Origin of the sequence: Pigmentiphaga litoralis (genome assembly GCF_014651835.1) — a bacterium.
Classification (GTDB): Bacteria; Pseudomonadota; Gammaproteobacteria; order Burkholderiales; family Burkholderiaceae_B; genus Pigmentiphaga; species Pigmentiphaga litoralis.
Window position 1 is genome coordinate 3,255,116 of record NZ_BMXQ01000001.1, and the last position, 16,274, is coordinate 3,271,389.

The window sequence follows — 16,274 nt, forward strand, 5'->3', positions numbered from 1 at the left end:
GTTCCTGGCCAAGACGATAAAGTTTATGTATGTCCAAAGCCTCCCCCAGCTTGACGGCGCTGCCACCTCAGGTGACCAGTTCCCTGGCGCGCCTTGGCGAACACCTGGCGCTGGCCCGCGTGCGCCGCAAAGAATCGCAGCGGCAGTGGGCCGAACGCATCGGCATTTCGGTGCCGACGCTCGTCCGTATGGAGCGCGGTGATCCCGGCGTCAGCATGGGCATCTACGCCACGGCACTCTGGATGATGGGCCGATCAAACCAGCTGGCCGAACTGGCTGACCCCGTTCATGACGTTGGCGCGCTCGAACTCGACATTCGAGGCGCGACCCGACGACGGGCCGTTCGGACGGCGGCATCAGTTCAGGCAAAGCTTGGACGCGACAGAGCGAAAACGTCATGAACGCACCTATCCAGGCTGCCGATACGCGTTTCCTCTGGTACCTGGGGCTTCCCTCTGCGCCGCTTCCGATCGGCGAACTTCGGCTGCTGGTCCAGTCCCGGGGTGTGAGCCTGCGCTATGCCGCCCCCTGGTTGAAGCAAGGCTTCCCGCTAAGCGAAGACCTTCCGCTGATCGATATCGAACACTTGCCCAGCGTAAGGGAAACCGCGGCTGGCGCGGTTGATGACGCTCGCCCCGATCGCTGGGGAGAGCGCGTCATACGCCTGCTTGATCGCCCGCCCCGTCTTGCCTTGCTCGATTACCTTTTCCTTGCCGGCGACGATCGTTTCGGGGCGCTGGGCGTGTCGTCATCGGCAACGGCATACCTGCCGCATCCACGCGGCGCGTTGCCGACCTTGGCCGACATCGATCAACTGCATTCGCTGACCCAGCAAATCCTGAAGGGCGAAGCCGTTGACGAACGGTATCGCCGGTTGATCGCGCCGGGCGCCACAATGGGCGGCGCGCGGCCCAAGGCGCTGATCGATATTGACGGTGAACAGTGGGTGCTCAAGTTTGCGGAAGAAGCTTTTTCGTTCGAGCCCTGGGTTGAACACGCCACGATGACCCTGGCGGCGCACGCCGGTATCGTTGTCGCCGATACGCGTGCGGTCCAGCTTGCACGCGGCACGGCTGTCGCGGTGCGCCGTTTCGACCGCGAGGGCGCGATGCGCTTGCATGCCCTGTCTGCCAACGTCGCCCTGCGCGCGGCCGGTGCACAACTGGCCTACCCCGATCTGGCCCAACTGCTTCGGCGGCGCGGCGACCCGACAGGCGGCAGACACCGCGCGCAGATGCGCGAACTGTTCCGTCGGCTGGTGTTCAACATCCTGGTCGACAACACCGACGACCACGAAAAGAATCACGCGCTGCTGATGACGGATGCGCAGCACTACGTCCTGTCGCCTGCATTCGATGTGTTGCCTACCGGTCAGGCCCTGGGGTATCAGTCTATGGACGTGGGCGAAGACGGCGCGTCATCAACCTTGGACAACGCCATGTCGCTGTGCAAAGCCTACGGATTGACGACGGCGCAGGCACAGGCCGACATGGCCGTGGTCGCACGGGTGGTGGAGGGATGGCAGCCCCATTTCGCGGCAGCCGGAATCCCCTCTGCCGTGATCGCACGCTACGCGGACCAGATTGACCGGCCATTTTTGCTCGATCAGCGTCGCCGGGCGCTGCAGCACCCATGACCCGACGACAAACCACCGTCTTCCAGCTGGCAGAACGCGCAGGTTCAACTGCCCGCCCGCCAGCCCCTGGCGTTAATCCAGCCGGATATGCGCCCGCTGCACGATCGCCTGATTGCGTTTGAGCTGCGCGTCGACCGACGCGGCGAATGACGCCGCGTCGCCGTTGATGACCCGGGCGCCCATGGCATGCAGCCGGGCGCTGCTGTCCGGGCGCTGCACAGCCTTGCGGGCCGCCGACTGCAGGCGCGCGGCAATGGCGGGCGGCGTGCCGACCGGGACGACCAGGCCGAACCAGCTGGTCGCCAGGTCATTCAGATCCGGGTATCCCAGTTCCTTGAAAGTCGGCACGCCGGGAAGTTCGGACAGTCGTCGATCGTTGGCCACGACCACCGGAATCAGCTTGCCCGAACGGATGTGGGCAAGGGCGGTCGGCAACTGGTCGGGCATGATCTGCACGACTCCGGACAGCGCATCGCCCACCGCCGATGCCTGGCCCTGGTAGGGCACGGTCAGCATCTTCACGCGCAGGGTGTGGGCCAGCGCCTCGATCAGCAGGTGGCTCATGGTGCCTGCCCCGGCGACCGCGGCGCTGTACGTGTCGGGGGCGCGCTTCAGCGCCGCGACGAAGCCGGCGAAATCCGTCACCTGCATGGACGGATGCACCGAAATCACGCCCGGAACGCTGACCAGCTGGACCAGCGGCGTCAGCTGTCGGTTGATGGCCGCCGCGCGGGGGTTGAACAGGGGGTTGACGGTCAGGGTGCTGACAGTGGCAATGCCGACGGTGTAGCCGTCGGGCGCCGCGTTGGCCACCGCCTCGCTGCCCACCATGCCGCCTGCGCCGCCCCGGTTGTCCACCACGACCGGCTGGCCCAGCTCAAGCCGCAGCGCGTCGGCCACCACCCGCGCGATACGGTCGGTCGGGCCACCCGCGGCGTAAGGCACCACCAGCTTGACGGGCCGCACGGGAAAGTCGGCGTCGGCGAAGGCGTGCGTGGACAACGCCCCGCACGCAACCAGAACGACACGGCGCAAGAAGGCCGTCACAGCAACAGACACGGGATCCTCCTGAGTCAGGGATTGAACGTACGCCGGCGTACGCCCTACCGAAGAGGCGCTACTGTAGGAACTTACAGTGCGACGCACCAATGGATTTTCGCGCTCAGCTATCGGTTGCACCGATAGCTCGACAGGCAACGTTTGCTAGCAGATATCTCCTTTGTCGATGCGTGGACATGCGCGTACCGTGAAGTCAGTGTTCACTCATCCGCCAGCCCACTCCAGGAATCGAATGTCCGACTTAACGACGTCGGCCCATGCAAAGGTCCTCTTTGCCCGGCTGATGACACATGGTCGACTGCGTCAATTGCGACTCCTCGTGGCCATGGACGACCATGGCAGCATTGCCCGGGCCGCCGCCAGCATCCACCTCAGCCAGTCCGCCGCCACGCAGGCGGTTGGCGACCTCGAACGCCTGCTGGATGTGAAGCTGTTCGATCGCCACGCGCGCGGCATTCGTGCCACGACCGCGGGGCAAGCGCTGATTGCCGCAGCGCGCGGCGCGATGGCCGGACTGTTGGGCGCGGTCGAATCGCTCTCCGCGCTCCAGCGCGGGGCCACGGGCACCCTCAGGCTGGGCGCGATCCCGGCCGCGTCCTACACCGTGTTGCCTGCGCTGCTCGAGCTGTTCTGTGCGGACTACCCCGGGGTCCACCTCGAAGTGAAAGAAAACGCCGGCAACGCCCTGCTTCCGCTGCTGCTGGCCGGCCATCTGGACGCGGTGTTCTGCCGCGCGCCGCCCAGCCTGCCGGCGGACTTTGCGTTCACCCCCCTGCTGGCGGACGACGTCGTGGTGATCGGCGCGGCCAGCCACCCCATGGCGGGAAAGGCCGACGTGTCGCTGGAAAGCCTGGCGGACAGCCGATGGATCATGCCGACCGTCAACATCGAAGTGCGCGCCATTTTCGATGCGGTGGTGCTGCGCAACTTTCCCGATGCGCGGTTCCTGATGGTGTCGACCGTGTCGGTTCCGGTGCTTGAAGGCTTGCTGCAGCAGGGCGACGCCGCCACGATCTGTCCGCGAAGCGTGGCCAAGGGCATGCTGGCCAATCCACGGATCTGTCTGCTGGACGTGACCTTGCCGGCGCGACTGCCGCCGCTGTCACCGCTGGGCGTGGCCTATCGCGAAACCAATACCGCCGAGCCGCTGCAGAACCTGCTGGCGCTCGCCGCCCAGTCCACCCATGCCACGACCGGCGCGACCGCCCCTACGACGATCATCCCGCGGGCGGCACCGGCGGCGCCGTAGGCACCCACCCTGCATCGGTTGCAACCGCGTCGAGCCTGACGTCGTGCGGTTCGGGCGCATGCGTGCCCGGGGCGAGCCGGCCGCAGGCATAGGCGACGCCGATGGTCGTGACGGTCAGTCCCCGGGCGCGCCAGTCCGCCAGCGTGCGGTCGTAATAGCCACCGCCGTACCCGATCCGGTCTGCCTCGTCGGTAAAGCCCAGCAGCGGCACCAGGACCAGGTCAGGCGCGGGAACGGCGTCGCCATCGGGTTCCGGAATGCCGTAGGCGCCGGATGCCATGGGTCCCCCCGCCGACCAGCGGCGGAACAGGAGCGGCGCGGCCTGGCGCGCGACCACCGGCAGCGCCAGCGTGACGCCGTCCAGAGACGCCAAATGCGTATACAGACCGCGCAGATCGGGTTCGCTGCCGATCGGCCAGAACGCAGCCACGGCATGACGAGTCAAACCCCTGGCGCGCCGGTTGGCAAGCCACGCGTCCGTCCAGATGGCCAGGGACTGCGCCAGCCGGGCGTCGGCAGCAGCACGGGCGGCCGGGCCCATGGCAGTCCGCGCAGCGCGCAATCCGGCACGCAAGCCGGGTGCTGTCGCGGCCGCCGTGTCGGATGCCGCGCTGCCCGCCTTCTGTTGCGCCGGCGCGCCGTTCCTGTCCTCTTCCGCAGGGTCACCGTCTTGCGGTTTTCCCGATGCTATCCTACCCGCCATGGCTCACTTCGCTCGTTTCATCACATCCCGGATTATCGCGCTTGCCGCGGTCACCTTCACGGCCGCCGGCCTGAGTGGCTGCGCGCAGGCGCAGACGTCCGCGCCGCGCACCGACGCCGCCCTCATGGCCGCCTACTCGGCCAGCCAGAGCGGCAACTGGGAGACGGTGCGGGCGCTGATTCCGCAGGTGCAGGGCAACGTGCTGGCGGCGTATCCCGAATACTGGTGGCTGCGCCAGCAGACGCTGGATCCCCGCAAGCCGACGCCGGTCACCGAGATCGATGCCTTTCTGACCGTGCACCGTGGCACCTACCTGGCCGAACGGCTGCGGGGCGACCTGGTGCTGGCCGCCGCGCGCACGGGCGACTATGACGCCATCCGCAGTTATGCCGACACCACCGTCACGACCCCGCAGGTCGATTGCGGCATTCTGCTCGCACAGCATGCCCGCGGCGAAAAAGTGTCGCTCAAGCGGGTCAATGAGCTGTTCTCGCCGGGCGATGTCTGCTGGTCCTTGTACGACCGCCTGCAGGCCGACGGCGTGATGCAGACCGAAGACTTCATCGTCCAGCTGCGCGGCCAGCTTGAAAACAATTCGCTGCCCAACGCGCGCCGGGTGGCACGCTACGTCTACAACCCGGTCCAGCTCAAGGCCTTCAACACGCTGGTCGATGCGCCCATGCCCTGGCTGGTCAAACAGGCGGATCCGCCGCGCGACCGCGCCAGCCGCGAACTGATCGTCGACGCGTTGAGCCGGCTTGCCCGGACCGACCCGCAGGTCGGCTATGCCTATTTCGAACGCAACTGGATGCGGCAATTGCCGCCGGCCGACGTGGCCTGGCTGCGCAATCAGTTCGCGCTGTCCGCCGCCATCAAGCTCGATCCGGTGGCGATCGACTGGTATCGCGCCGGCGAAGGCGCCGAGCTGACGGAATACAACCATGCATGGCGGGTGCGAACCGCCTTGCGCCAGCAGCCGGTCGACTGGCGGCTGGTGCTGCGCTATCTGGACGAAATGCCATCAGGCATGAAAGAAGACCCGGCCAGCTGGGTCTACTGGCGCGGCCGCGCGCTGATCGCCACGGGCGCCGTGCCCGAAGGCCAGGCGGCGTTCCGCAGCATCGCCGAACAGTTCAATTTTTACGGTCAGCTGGCCGCCGAAGAACTGGGCGTGCCGACCACCATCCCGACGACGGCCCCCCCGATCACGCCGCAGGAACTGGCCGCCGCGCAATATAACCCGGCGCTGCAGCGCGCCCTGGCCCTGTTCAAGCTGAACTGGCGCACCGAGGCCACCCGCGAGTGGAACTACGCGCTGCGCACGATGGACGACCGCGAGCTGATCGCCGCCGCCAAGCTGGCCCATCTGGAAAACATCTACGATCGCGCAGTCAACACGGCGGACCGCACGGTGCGCCAGCATGACTTCAACCTGCGTTTCGTGACGCCCTTCCGGGATCAGCTGGTCCGGACCACGCGCGGCGTCGGTGTCGACGAAAGCTGGGTGTACGGGCTGATCCGCCAGGAATCGCGCTTCATCATGAACGCGCGGTCCAGCGTGGGCGCATCGGGCTTCATGCAATTGATGCCCGCCACCGCCAAATGGGTCGCCGGCAAGATTGGCATGGCGGACTTCTCGCCATCGCGCGTCAACGACCTGGACGTCAACCTGATGCTGGGCACGAGCTACCTGCGCATCGTGCTCGACGACCTGGGCGGCTCGCCGCTGCTTGCGTCGGCTGGCTACAACGCCGGCCCGCGCCGCCCGGTGGCCTGGCGCTCGACGCTGCCCGGTCCGGTCGAAGGCGCCATCTTCGCCGAGACCATCCCGTTCACCGAGACGCGGGATTACGTCAAGAAAGTCCTGTCCAACGCCACCTATTACGCCGCCCTCTTCACGGGGCAGCCGCAGTCCCTGAAAGCACGCCTGGGTACGGTGGCGCCCCAACAAGCGGTCGACGCGACCCTGATTCCCTAGATTAGAAGAAGACATCACTCCATGAAACACCAACGTGTCCTCGTGATCGGCGGCTCGGGCTTTATCGGCAGCCATCTGGTTGCCCAACTGGCCGCGCAAGGCAAACGCATCGTCATCCCGACACGCCGCTACATCCGTGCGCGCCATCTGATCCTGTTGCCGACGGTCAGCGCGATCGAAGCCGACATCCACGACGATCGCGACCTGGATACCCTGATCGCCGGACAGGACGCCGTCATCAATCTGGTGGGCGTGCTGCACGGCGACCGCGGCACGCCGTATGGCACTGCCTTTCGCAAGATGCACGTCGACCTGCCCGACCGGATCGCCCGGGCATGCGTCCGCCACGGCGTGACCCGCCTGCTGCACATGAGCGCGCTGGGCGCCGATCCGGCTGGCAAGAGCATGTACCAGCGCTCGCGCGGCGACGGCGAAGCCGCCGTGCATCGTACGTTCGATGCCGTGGAAGGCAACGCCCTGACGGTGTTCCGGCCATCGGTCGTGTTCGGTCCCCACGACCGCTTCATGAACCTGTTCGCGCGGTTGGCCCGCTTCTTCCCGGTCCTGCCGATCGCCGGCGCCGATGCCAAGCTGCAGCCCATCTACGTGGGCGACGTGGCGCAGGCCATGACGAATGCACTGGATGATCCCCGCACCTACGGCAAGACCTATTCGCTGGCCGGCCCGCAGGTCTTTACGCTGGGCGAACTGGTCCGGCTGGCTGCGCTGTGGAGTGGACACAAACGTCCGGTCGTGAAGATCCCGATGGGTCTGGGCAAGCTGCAGGCCGGCTTCATGGAAATGTTGCCCGGCGAGCCCATCATGTCGCGCGACAATCTGGACTCGCTCGCGACCGACAACGTGATGAACGACGCACTGGCGCCTGAACTGGACCTGCATCCGACCTCGCTCGACGCGGTGGCGCCCGACTACCTTTCCGGCCAGCATCCGCGCACGCGTTTCGACGACGTTCGCGCGCGCCACGGCCGCAATACGTAACGCGGCATGGCGGCAGCCGACCCCGCCCTCGACGGGCTGGACGTGTATGTGGTGGGCGGCGCCGTGCGCGACGCCTTGCTGGGCCTGCCGGCGGGCGACCAGGACTGGGTCGTGGTCGGCGCCACGCCCGAACAGATGTCCGACCGGGGCTTTTTGCCGGTTGGCGGTGACTTTCCTGTCTTCCTGCATCCCACCACGCGTGAGGAGTACGCGCTTGCCCGCACCGAACGCAAGTCCGGCCGCGGCTACAAGGGCTTTACCTTTCATACCGGTCCGGAAGTCACGCTGGAAGACGACCTGGGGCGCCGCGACCTGACGGTCAACGCGATTGCCCGCCATGCCGACGGCCGGCTGGTCGATCCCTACGGCGGCCAGCGCGATCTGGCCGACCGGATCTTCCGTCACGTGGGCCCGGCGTTTTCGGAAGACCCTGTGCGTGTGCTGCGCCTGGCGCGCTTTGCGGCGCGCTTCACGGACTTTTCCATTGCGCCGGAAACGCTGGCCCTGTGCCGCCACATGGTCGACGACGGCGAGGTCGATGCGCTGGTGCCCGAACGCGTGTGGAAGGAAGTGTCCCGGGGACTGATGCTCGATCGTCCGTCCCGCATGCTGGATGTGCTTGCCGACACCCATGCCTTGCCCCGCGTTGCGCCCGGCCTGGTCTGGACGCCGCGCGTGGCCGCCCTGATCGACCGGGCCGCGCAGCACGAGCTGCCCCTGGCCGGACGTTATGCCCTGCTGTGCGTCGAGTCCGCCGATACTGCGTCGCTGGCCAAGCGGCTGCGCACGCCGACGGAATGCGCCGATCAGGCGCGTTTGTTGCAGAGTTTGCTGCAGGCATTGGACGGCATCGGCGCATCGCCCTCGGCGGAACAGGTCATCAGCCTGTTCGAGATGACCGATGCCTTGCGCAAGCCGGACCGGCTGGCGCAGCTGCTGGACAGCGCGGCAATGATCCTGCCGGTGGATCGCGAGCCATGGCGCGCCCGGTGGATGGGCTGGCTGGACGTGGCTCGCGCCGTCGATGCCGGCGCGATCGCCGCGCAGCATGCCAAGACGCCGGCGTCGATCAAGGACGCGGTCAGGACCGCCCGGCGGGATGCGCTGGCCCGGCATCTGGCGCAGCAGACGCAGCAGTCAATCGAACCCCCGCTGGACGGGCACGAGGATGAAGCATGAACAAGACGTACGAAACGCATTATTCCGACGAAAGCTTTCGTGAAAAGCTGACGCGATATGCCAAGAAGGCGGGTCGCGAAGTGGTCGAAAAGGCCTTGTGGCTGCACTACGCAGCGCAAGACCCGGCCACACCCAAGTGGGCCAAGGCGGCCATGTACAGCGCGCTGGGCTACTTCGTTCTGCCGCTGGATGCGATACCTGACTTTGCGCCGCTGGTCGGCTACACCGACGACCTGAGCGTGATGGCGGCGGCCCTGGTGGTCACGTCCATGTACATCACGGGCGCAGTCAAGGAACAGGCGCGCAACAAGGTCGACAGCTGGTTCGGCGCCGACCCCGCGGCCACGATCGACGCGGCCACCGCCGACGGCGCGAAGGTTGACGGGTTCAAAGCCTGAACGCTTCCTGCAGCGCGCCAATGCTGCGTTTGTCTTTGTCCGCCTGCCGGCAGACAAACGCGACCTGCCGCGTCGGTCCCTTTGTTCCCAGGTCCACTTCGCGAAACGCATAGGCCCGGCGCAGCGGCTCGTAAGGCTGCGGAATCACCGACACTCCCAGACCTGCCGACACCATGGCCACGATGGCATGGCTGGACAGCAGGTCGATGCGCGCACGCATGCGCGGCTGCAGCCGCTCCACGAACTGCGCGGCGATCATGCCGCCCGTCGACGTCTTGTCAAAGCGGATCCAGTCGTGCTGCTGCAGCAATTCCTGCACGGTCTTGCCCGTGGCGTCGGGTGGCGCCACCAGCACCATCTTTTCTTCGCGCAAAACCTGCCAGAACAGCCGGCTTGACCCGCCCGTCAGGGGTCGCACCACGACGGCGGCATCCAGGGTGCCGGCATTCAGCTCACCCAGCAGATGGTCGGATCGGCCGCGCGCCAGTTCCACGTCCAGCTTGGGATACTGGTCGCGCAGCCACTTCAGCGCGCCGGGCAGCAAGGTGGCCTGCACCGTATCGATGGTGCCCAGCCGCGTCCGGCCCGAGACGTCGGTTTCGTCCCGCGTCCGCAGGGATTCGAGTGCGTCCAGCGTGCCCTGCACCGTCTCGGCCAGTTCCAGCGCAAACGGCGTGGGATGCGCCCGGCGGGACGACCGGTCGAACAGCAACTGGCCGAAGTGCTGTTCGAGGTATTTGATGTGCTGGCTGACCGCGCCAGGGGTCACATGCACGTCCTCCGCAGCCGCGGCAAAGGTGCCGCGACGGATCACCGCGCACAGGGTGTGGAGGAACTCGACTTTCATTAGGGATCCTAAAGGGCCAGACGATAAAAAATAGCTGGCCTAAGTTTATCCGCTCATGAAAAATCGCCGGATCACAACAACACTTCTGGAGACTTGAATGGCTCGTACGCCCCGTCCACTGGCCCACCGCGGCCGCGCCGTCTGCCTTATTGCCGTGGCCGCCCTGGGCTCCGCCTTCAGTACCGCTGCCCTGGCGCAAGGCGCCTGGCCGAACAAGCCGATCGCCCTCATCGTGCCTAACCCGCCGGGCGGATCCAATGACGTCTTTGCGCGTGCCATGGGCAAGCACCTGGGCGACGCCCTGGGCCAGCCCGTGGTGGTCGACAACCGCGCAGGCGCCACCGGCACCATCGGCGCTGCGTCGGTCGCGCGCGCCCCGGCCGACGGCTACACCCTGCTGTTCGTGTCGTCGACCTTCACGACCAACGCCGCTGTGCAGCCCAACACCCAGTTCGATCCCGACAAGGCTTTTACTCCGATTGCCATGGTCGCCAAGGGTCCGCTGATCCTGACCGTCACCAACAGCCTGCCCGTCAAGACCGCACAGGACCTGATCGCGCTGGCCAAGGCGCAGCCGGGCAAGCTCAATTACGTCAGCTCGGGCATCGGCAGCATCAACCACTTTGCAACCCACCAGTACGCGCAGGCGGCCGGCATCCAGATGACCCATGTGCCGTACAAGGGCATGGGCCCGGCCATCAACGACCTGATCGGCAACCAGGTACAGGTCCTGATCGCGAGCGGTCCGTCGATCATGCCTCAGGTGCGCGCCGGCAAGGTCCGCGCACTCGGTATCACCAGCGCCGAGCCGTCGGCGGTGGCCCCCGGCATTCCGCCGCTCGCCAAGAACGGCGCGCCTGGCTACAACATGGAATTGTGGTGGGGCGTGCTTGCACCGGCCGGCACACCTGCCGCAGTCGTGACCAAGCTCAATGCCGAAATCAACAAGGCGCTGGCCAAACCCGAGATGAAGGAACTGCTGCTGCGTGAAGGCGCCGAGGCGGCGCCCCAGTCGGCTCCGGCCTTTGCCGCCCAGTTCCACCAGGAAATCCGCCAGTGGGCAAAGGTCGCCAAGGACGCCGACATTCGCGCGGAATAAGGGCTGTCGTCTGCAGCCTCAGGCTTCGGCCCGGTGCATGCGTGCAGTCAGCGCAGCGCCGGGCCGAACACCGCATCCCAGTACGGCGGCGATCCGATCTTCTCGCGCAGATGTTCGATGAACAGCGTGGTCTTGGTCGCCTGCGACCGGCCCGACAGCCGCACGGCATAGATGGCGGACTGCCGGGTCGAATAGCCCGGCAGGTCCTTGAACAGGGGCACCAGCGCGCCTGACGCGATCTCGGTGCTGACCAGCCAGCTTGTCAGGTGCACGATGCCCACACCGGCTACGGCCGCCTGCAGCAGGCTGGGGGTGTCATTGGAACGGAAGCTGCCCTGCACGGGCAGCGGCCGATAGCCATTGATCCCCGCAAACGTCCACCATCCCGACGGCACGGGCCCGAAGTGTTTGTTCAGGCAATCGTGCTGCAGCAGGTCGTCCGGGGTCTTGGGCGTGCCCCGCCGCGCCAGGTAGGCCGGGCTGGCGCACACGATGCGGTGCTGCGGCGCCAGGTGGGCGGCAATCAGATCGCTGTCGGGCAGGATGCCGACACGGATCGCCACGTCGATCCGGTCAGTGGCCAGGTCGAACATCTCGTCGCTCGTCGCCAGCTCCACATTCAACAAGGGATACCGGGCCAGGAAACTTCCCAGCGCCGGGGCGATATGCAGGCGTGCGAACGCCGTGGGCGCCGTGACCCGCAAGGTGCCGCGCGGCTCGGCGTGCAAAGCCGACACCGCGTCGCGCGCGTCGTCGACCTCGGCCAGGATGTCGCGCGCCCGGGGCAGCAGTTCCTGCCCGGCCTCGGTCAGGGTCAGCACCCGCGTGCTGCGGTTGAACAGCTTGGCGCGCAACTCGGCTTCCAGCCCTTCAATGCGGCGGGTGATGGACGACACGGCCACGTTCTGCTGGCGGGCCGCGCCTGAAAAACTGCCCAGCGTTGCGACGCTGACGAAATCACGCAAGGCTTCGATCATGGTGGGGATATGGGAGGGGGTTGGGGTGACGACTGCGGCGTACTTTGCGCATTTCGCAAAGATCCTTTGCGTTGTAAGGGATTTACGCAAAACCCGCAAACATCCACTATGGACCCCTCGGTAACCCCTATACGTGAGTCCACCATGACCACCACCGTCGCCACTGCGACTCCCCGCCCCGCCGTCCCGGCCGGCATCCCGAACAGCCTGGTCTTGCTGTTCGCCTTCTGCTGCGGCGCCATCGTCGCCAACATCTACTACGCGCAGCCCCTGATCGAACTGATCGCGCCCGACGTCGGGCTGTCCAGCCATGCCGCCAGCTTCATCGTGTCCTTGACGCAGGTGGGCTATGCCATCGGACTGCTTTTCCTGGTTCCACTGGGTGACCTGACCGAGAACCGCCGCCTCATGATCGTCACGTTGCTGGTGTCGGCGGCAAGCCTGGTGGGTGCAGCCATGTCCGGCCAGCCCAGCACCTTCCTGGTGTTTTCCATGCTGATCGGCTTCAGTTCGGTGTCGGTCCAGATGATGGTTCCGCTGGCCGCGCACATGGCGACTGACGAGACACGGGGCCGGGTGGTGGGCAGCGTCATGAGCGGGCTGCTGTTCGGCATCCTGCTGTCGCGGCCGCTGTCGGGCCTGGTCGCCGATCACTTCGGCTGGCGCACCGTGTTCGCCGCCGCGGCCGTGCTCATGCTCGCCATCGTCGTCCTGCTCGGACTGACCATGCCGCAACGCCGGCCGGCTCACACCGCCAGTTATGGCCAACTGATCCGCTCCCTGCTGGTGCTGCTGCGTACCCAGCCCGTGCTGCGTCAGCGGGCTTTCTACCAGGCCTGCATGTTCGCCGCCGTTGCCCTGTTCTGGACGGCGGTGCCGGTGGAACTGTCGCGGCAGCATGGTTTTTCGCAAAGCCAGATCGCGCTGTTCGCCTTGGTCGGCGCCGCCGGTGCCTTCGCGGCGCCCTTCACCGGCCGGCTGGCTGACGCGGGCCATGGCCGCATTGGCACCCTGATCGCCCTGGCCGGCGCCGCGCTCAGCTTTCTGCCCACCCTGATCCATCCGGCGTTCGGTGTGTTCGGGCTGGCGGTCACCGCCGTGGTGCTGGACCTGTGCATGCAGATGTCGATGGTGATCGGTCAACGCGAAGTCTATGCGCTGGACGCCAAGGCGCGCAGCCGTCTGAACAGCATCTACATGACCGCCATCTTCATTGGCGGTGCAGTCGGCGCCGCGGTGGCCAGCGCGTTATACGACCACGGCGGCTGGGCCTGGGTCGGTATTGCCGGCGCCCTGTTCGCGGTGGTGGCGCTCGTCAAGTTCCTGATCGATCCGAAGGTGGCTGCTTCGGCCAGGTAAGCACGGACGGCGGATTGACCGGCAGATGTCAGGCCGGTTCCGTTTCTTCAGCACACTGACGAGCTGGGGCTCACGCCACGTGCAGCCCCAGTTCCGCCAGCAACTCGGCAGCCTGGTGATACGAAATGGTGGCGCCCTTCAGCACCGACGTATCCGGCAGCTTCAGGCCGCCCAGGTCCACCTGCCGCAGGTCCGCCCCCGCGAACCGGGTCTTGGTCAGGTTGGCATTGCGCAAGCTGCCACCGTCGAACACCACATCGGTAAAGTCGCATCCGGTCAGATCCGCGTCCGACAAGTCCAGCTGCACCAGCCGCTGCTTGCGGAACGACAGTCCGCGCAAGTCGGTGCTGATTAGCAGCGACTCTTCAAACACCAAGCCCAAGCCCGCCACTTCGGCCAGCCGCGCACCTGTCAGCTTCACGTTGTTGAAGCGGGCCGACGCCAGACGCGCACGCCGCCACTGCGTGTTGTTCAGATCACAGCGTTCGAACTGCGCATCGGTCAGGTCGGCCAGTTCAAAGTCCGCCTGCCGGCCCTTGCACTGACGCCACCGCGTGTCGGCCAGCTGGGCGCGGCTCAGCGCCGCTTCAACAAAAGAACATTCGATGAAGCTTGCGCCGCGCAGATCCAGGCGGGTCAGGTCGGCGTCATCGAAGTCGCACTGCACGAAGGTCAGTGCGCCATCGGTTGACGATAGCAACGACTGGACATCGGCGCGCGACAGGGTGCGACCGGTGATGGGGAACGGGTGTTGGGGAATCATGGATGAACGCAGGCAGGGTCAGGGTCGGCGGGGCTGCATTATCGCAGTCCCACACACTGCCCGCGCCAAGGCGTCCTGGTCACGTGCTCCCTGGCCTGCTCCAGCACCGCTGCCCCGCCCGCCCGCGGCCGCGATTGGTGCATCCAGGTCAACACCGTGAGCCCGTCCACATGGCTTCCGGCATCGGCCGGCGACTCCTACGATGGACCTGTCCCATCCACCCCAACACAAGGAGTCTGTCATGACCCAACGCATCGACTACGTCAAACAATCCCCTGAACTCTTCAAGCGCTTCGCTGACTTCGGCAACCATCTCAAACAAGGCAGCATCGAGACGGCCATTGTCGACCTCGTCGACATCCGCGCCTCGCAAATGAATGGCTGCAGCTTTTGCCTCGACATGCACATCAAGCAGGCCACCCTGCACGGCGAACGCCCCTTGCGCCTGCACCACGTTGCCATCTGGCGCGAGTCCACCCTCTTCTCGCCACGTGAACGCGCCGCGCTGGCCTGGACCGAAGCCCTGACCCAACTGCCCCCGCACGGCGTGCCCGACGCCGTCTATGAACGCGTGCGCACCGAACTGTCGGAACAGGAAATCGTGGACCTGAGCTATGTCGTCATGACCATCAACGCGTGGAACCGCATCAACGTCGGCTTCCAGAGCCTGCCGGGTTCGCTCGACAAGGCGTATGGACTGGACAAGGCCGAGCTGTCTTGACGAGCCAGTTCAGCGTGGCGTGTGCACACGCAGACGCTCCAGGCCCAGTCCGCGAATCTTCTCGGTCATGAAGTCGATGAACACGCGGATGCGGGCGGGCAGATGCTGGCGGCTTTGGTAGCAGATCCAGTGGCCGCGGTCGTCGGGGGCGAAGGCGTCCAGGCAGGACACCAGTTCCCCCGACTGCAGCAGCTCGCTCACCTGGTACGCCGCCATCTGTGCAAAGCCCTGGCCGTCACGCACGGCGCGCAGCACCAGATCGGCGTCGTTGATAGTGAAGCGCGCGTGGGGCAGCACCCGCTGCAGGCGCCCGTCCACCTTGAATTCCCATTCGTAGATGCGGCCCGACGCAAAGCGGAAGTTCACGCACAGGTGCTGCTCCAGGTCGGCGGGCGTCAATGGCACGCCATGATCGCGCACGTAATCGGCTGACGCGCACACCACCATCTGCATCGGGATCAGTTGCTTGGCAATCACCTGGCTGTCTTCCATGCGTCCATTCCGGAACGACACGTCCACCCGGTCGGACGTAAAGTCGGTCGGGCCGTCATCGAGCAACAGATCCAGCGAAATGTCGGGATAGACGGCGCAGAATTCCTTGAGCAGCGGTGCGACCACCTTGCGCCCGAAGCCCACCGTGGCGCACACCCGCAGCGGTCCGCGCGGCGGCCCTTCGCGCAGGTCACGCATCTCTTCCAGCGCTTTTTCAATGCGCGCCATGCCCGGATGGCAATTGGCGTAGAACAGTTCGCCCTCGCGTGTCAGCGAGGTGCTGCGCGTGGTACGAAGAAACAGCCGCACGCCCAGTTGCGTTTCCAGCTTCTGCACGCTGCGGCTGACGGCCGACCGGCCAATCCCCAGGCGGTCGCCGGCCTTGGCAAAGCTGCCTTCAGCCGCGACGGTCAGAAAGGCCACGACGCCTGCATAGCTGGTGGCGAAACTGGCGGCGAGCAGGTCGGGCGCCGCGCCAGCGGCCGGATTGTTGCCACCGTCAACTTCACCGCTGGCAGGGTCTTGTGTCAGAGCGCGATCAACGCGGGTCGTCATGTCGGCAGGCTTCTCGTTGTCAGCGTGCTTGCATGCTACTCGACCCGGGCGATTGCCTGCTCAGTGTGCGTGTGTCTTCGAAAAGAGGTTGATCACCACAACTCCCCAGGTCGGTATCCTCTTCATGGTGATCACTAGGCGTAGAACGAGATGCCATACCCCACCACCGTGGCAATGCTTCGCCACAGGCGGGTGAACCCGTCCTCTAGCCCCGTCCTGTATCCTGCGAAGCTGTTCCGCCGACCTCCTTCCGGCACCGT

Annotated in this window: 16 protein-coding genes; 10 read left to right on the plus strand and 6 right to left on the minus strand. The window is 66.2% G+C overall.

Annotation, left to right across the window (positions count from 1 at the left end):
- The first annotated feature begins 29 nt into the window (after nucleotides 1-29).
- Nucleotides 30-401 carry a helix-turn-helix domain-containing protein gene (locus tag IE116_RS14795; protein WP_189613588.1) on the plus strand — a complete coding sequence of 124 codons (372 nt, stop codon included), beginning with the start codon at nucleotides 30-32 and terminating at the stop codon, nucleotides 399-401.
- Nucleotides 398-1,636, plus strand: a complete 1,239-nt coding sequence (locus IE116_RS14800; protein WP_189613590.1) for a type II toxin-antitoxin system HipA family toxin — start codon at nucleotides 398-400, stop codon at nucleotides 1,634-1,636. Before IE116_RS14795 ends, IE116_RS14800 begins: the two co-directional genes overlap by 4 nt.
- A gap of 72 nt (nucleotides 1,637-1,708) precedes the next feature.
- Here IE116_RS14800 and IE116_RS14805 read toward each other — a convergent pair whose 3' ends face one another.
- A complete protein-coding gene (locus IE116_RS14805) occupies nucleotides 1,709-2,695 on the minus strand; it encodes a tripartite tricarboxylate transporter substrate-binding protein (RefSeq protein ID WP_189613593.1) in 987 nt (328 codons plus the stop codon).
- Nucleotides 2,696-2,927: 232 nt separating this feature from the next.
- On the opposite strand from IE116_RS14805, the gene IE116_RS14810 reads away from it, so the two are divergent.
- Nucleotides 2,928-3,944, plus strand: a complete 1,017-nt coding sequence (locus IE116_RS14810; RefSeq protein ID WP_189613595.1) for a LysR family transcriptional regulator — start codon at nucleotides 2,928-2,930, stop codon at nucleotides 3,942-3,944.
- On the opposite strand, the gene IE116_RS14815 is transcribed toward IE116_RS14810, so the two are convergent.
- A complete protein-coding gene (locus IE116_RS14815; RefSeq protein WP_268249237.1) occupies nucleotides 3,913-4,647 on the minus strand; it encodes a 5-formyltetrahydrofolate cyclo-ligase in 735 nt (244 codons plus the stop codon). The two genes, IE116_RS14810 and IE116_RS14815, sit on opposite strands and share 32 nt — an antisense overlap.
- Here IE116_RS14815 and IE116_RS14820 point away from each other — a divergent pair.
- The 4 genes from IE116_RS14820 to IE116_RS14835 are packed head-to-tail and all read left to right on the plus strand — an operon-like array spanning nucleotide 4,646 to nucleotide 9,201.
- Nucleotides 4,646-6,625: a lytic transglycosylase domain-containing protein gene (locus IE116_RS14820; RefSeq protein WP_229828187.1), complete on the plus strand. Its 1,980-nt coding sequence runs from the start codon at nucleotides 4,646-4,648 to the stop codon at nucleotides 6,623-6,625. The genes IE116_RS14815 and IE116_RS14820 overlap by 2 nt on opposite strands.
- Before the next feature lie 21 nt (nucleotides 6,626-6,646).
- Nucleotides 6,647-7,624 (plus strand): complex I NDUFA9 subunit family protein, encoded by a 978-nt coding sequence (locus tag IE116_RS14825; RefSeq protein WP_189613599.1) that lies wholly within the window; start codon nucleotides 6,647-6,649, stop codon nucleotides 7,622-7,624.
- Between the two features lie 6 nt (nucleotides 7,625-7,630).
- The gene (locus IE116_RS14830; protein WP_308428236.1) at nucleotides 7,631-8,803 is read left to right on the plus strand and encodes a tRNA nucleotidyltransferase/poly(A) polymerase-related protein; all 1,173 of its coding nucleotides are present in this window, start codon (nucleotides 7,631-7,633) and stop codon (nucleotides 8,801-8,803) included.
- Nucleotides 8,800-9,201, plus strand: coding sequence for a YkvA family protein (locus IE116_RS14835; RefSeq protein WP_189613602.1), 402 nt, complete (start codon nucleotides 8,800-8,802; stop codon nucleotides 9,199-9,201). Before IE116_RS14830 ends, IE116_RS14835 begins: the two co-directional genes overlap by 4 nt.
- Here IE116_RS14835 and IE116_RS14840 read toward each other — a convergent pair.
- Nucleotides 9,191-10,048 carry a LysR family transcriptional regulator gene (locus IE116_RS14840; RefSeq protein WP_189613604.1) on the minus strand — a complete coding sequence of 286 codons (858 nt, stop codon included), beginning with the start codon at nucleotides 10,046-10,048 and terminating at the stop codon, nucleotides 9,191-9,193. The genes IE116_RS14835 and IE116_RS14840 overlap by 11 nt on opposite strands.
- Nucleotides 10,049-10,145: 97 nt before the next feature.
- On the opposite strand from IE116_RS14840, the gene IE116_RS14845 reads away from it, so the two are divergent.
- Entirely contained in the window at nucleotides 10,146-11,147 is a 1,002-nt protein-coding gene (locus IE116_RS14845; RefSeq protein ID WP_189613606.1) for a Bug family tripartite tricarboxylate transporter substrate binding protein, read from the plus strand.
- Nucleotides 11,148-11,194: 47 nt separating this feature from the next.
- On the opposite strand, the gene IE116_RS14850 is transcribed toward IE116_RS14845, so the two are convergent.
- The gene (locus IE116_RS14850) at nucleotides 11,195-12,124 is read right to left on the minus strand and encodes a LysR family transcriptional regulator (RefSeq protein WP_189613607.1); all 930 of its coding nucleotides are present in this window, start codon (nucleotides 12,122-12,124) and stop codon (nucleotides 11,195-11,197) included.
- A 144-nt stretch (nucleotides 12,125-12,268) separates the two neighbouring features.
- Between IE116_RS14850 and IE116_RS14855 the strand changes: the two genes are divergently transcribed.
- Entirely contained in the window at nucleotides 12,269-13,483 is a 1,215-nt protein-coding gene (locus IE116_RS14855) for an MFS transporter (protein WP_189613609.1), read from the plus strand.
- Between the two features lie 70 nt (nucleotides 13,484-13,553).
- Here the strand turns inward: IE116_RS14855 and IE116_RS14860 are convergent, their stop codons facing one another.
- On the minus strand, nucleotides 13,554-14,246 hold the full coding sequence (locus IE116_RS14860) for a pentapeptide repeat-containing protein (protein WP_189613611.1): 693 nt from the start codon (nucleotides 14,244-14,246) through the stop codon (nucleotides 13,554-13,556).
- A 241-nt stretch (nucleotides 14,247-14,487) separates the two neighbouring features.
- On the opposite strand from IE116_RS14860, the gene IE116_RS14865 reads away from it, so the two are divergent.
- Nucleotides 14,488-14,967, plus strand: a complete 480-nt coding sequence (locus tag IE116_RS14865) for a carboxymuconolactone decarboxylase family protein (protein ID WP_189613613.1) — start codon at nucleotides 14,488-14,490, stop codon at nucleotides 14,965-14,967.
- A gap of 9 nt (nucleotides 14,968-14,976) precedes the next feature.
- Here the strand turns inward: IE116_RS14865 and IE116_RS14870 are convergent, their stop codons facing one another.
- Nucleotides 14,977-16,014 carry a LysR family transcriptional regulator gene (locus IE116_RS14870; RefSeq protein ID WP_189613615.1) on the minus strand — a complete coding sequence of 346 codons (1,038 nt, stop codon included), beginning with the start codon at nucleotides 16,012-16,014 and terminating at the stop codon, nucleotides 14,977-14,979.
- Nucleotides 16,015-16,274: the final 260 nt, after the last annotated feature.

Bases quoted from the DNA above. Each gene is read 5' to 3' on its own strand.
- IE116_RS14795 (WP_189613588.1), top strand. From the start codon at position 30: ATGTCCAAAGCCTCCCCCAGCTTGACGGCGCTGCCACCTCAGGTGACC.
- IE116_RS14800 (WP_189613590.1), top strand. From the start codon at position 398: ATGAACGCACCTATCCAGGCTGCCGATACGCGTTTCCTCTGGTACCTG.
- IE116_RS14810 (WP_189613595.1), top strand. From the start codon at position 2,928: ATGTCCGACTTAACGACGTCGGCCCATGCAAAGGTCCTCTTTGCCCGG.
- IE116_RS14820 (WP_229828187.1), top strand. From the start codon at position 4,646: ATGGCTCACTTCGCTCGTTTCATCACATCCCGGATTATCGCGCTTGCC.
- IE116_RS14815 (WP_268249237.1), bottom strand. From the start codon at position 4,647: ATGGCGGGTAGGATAGCATCGGGAAAACCGCAAGACGGTGACCCTGCG.
- IE116_RS14825 (WP_189613599.1), top strand. From the start codon at position 6,647: ATGAAACACCAACGTGTCCTCGTGATCGGCGGCTCGGGCTTTATCGGC.
- IE116_RS14830 (WP_308428236.1), top strand. From the start codon at position 7,631: ATGGCGGCAGCCGACCCCGCCCTCGACGGGCTGGACGTGTATGTGGTG.
- IE116_RS14835 (WP_189613602.1), top strand. From the start codon at position 8,800: ATGAACAAGACGTACGAAACGCATTATTCCGACGAAAGCTTTCGTGAA.
- IE116_RS14840 (WP_189613604.1), bottom strand. From the start codon at position 10,048: ATGAAAGTCGAGTTCCTCCACACCCTGTGCGCGGTGATCCGTCGCGGC.
- IE116_RS14845 (WP_189613606.1), top strand. From the start codon at position 10,146: ATGGCTCGTACGCCCCGTCCACTGGCCCACCGCGGCCGCGCCGTCTGC.
- IE116_RS14850 (WP_189613607.1), bottom strand. From the start codon at position 12,124: ATGATCGAAGCCTTGCGTGATTTCGTCAGCGTCGCAACGCTGGGCAGT.
- IE116_RS14855 (WP_189613609.1), top strand. From the start codon at position 12,269: ATGACCACCACCGTCGCCACTGCGACTCCCCGCCCCGCCGTCCCGGCC.
- IE116_RS14860 (WP_189613611.1), bottom strand. From the start codon at position 14,246: ATGATTCCCCAACACCCGTTCCCCATCACCGGTCGCACCCTGTCGCGC.
- IE116_RS14865 (WP_189613613.1), top strand. From the start codon at position 14,488: ATGACCCAACGCATCGACTACGTCAAACAATCCCCTGAACTCTTCAAG.
- IE116_RS14870 (WP_189613615.1), bottom strand. From the start codon at position 16,014: ATGACGACCCGCGTTGATCGCGCTCTGACACAAGACCCTGCCAGCGGT.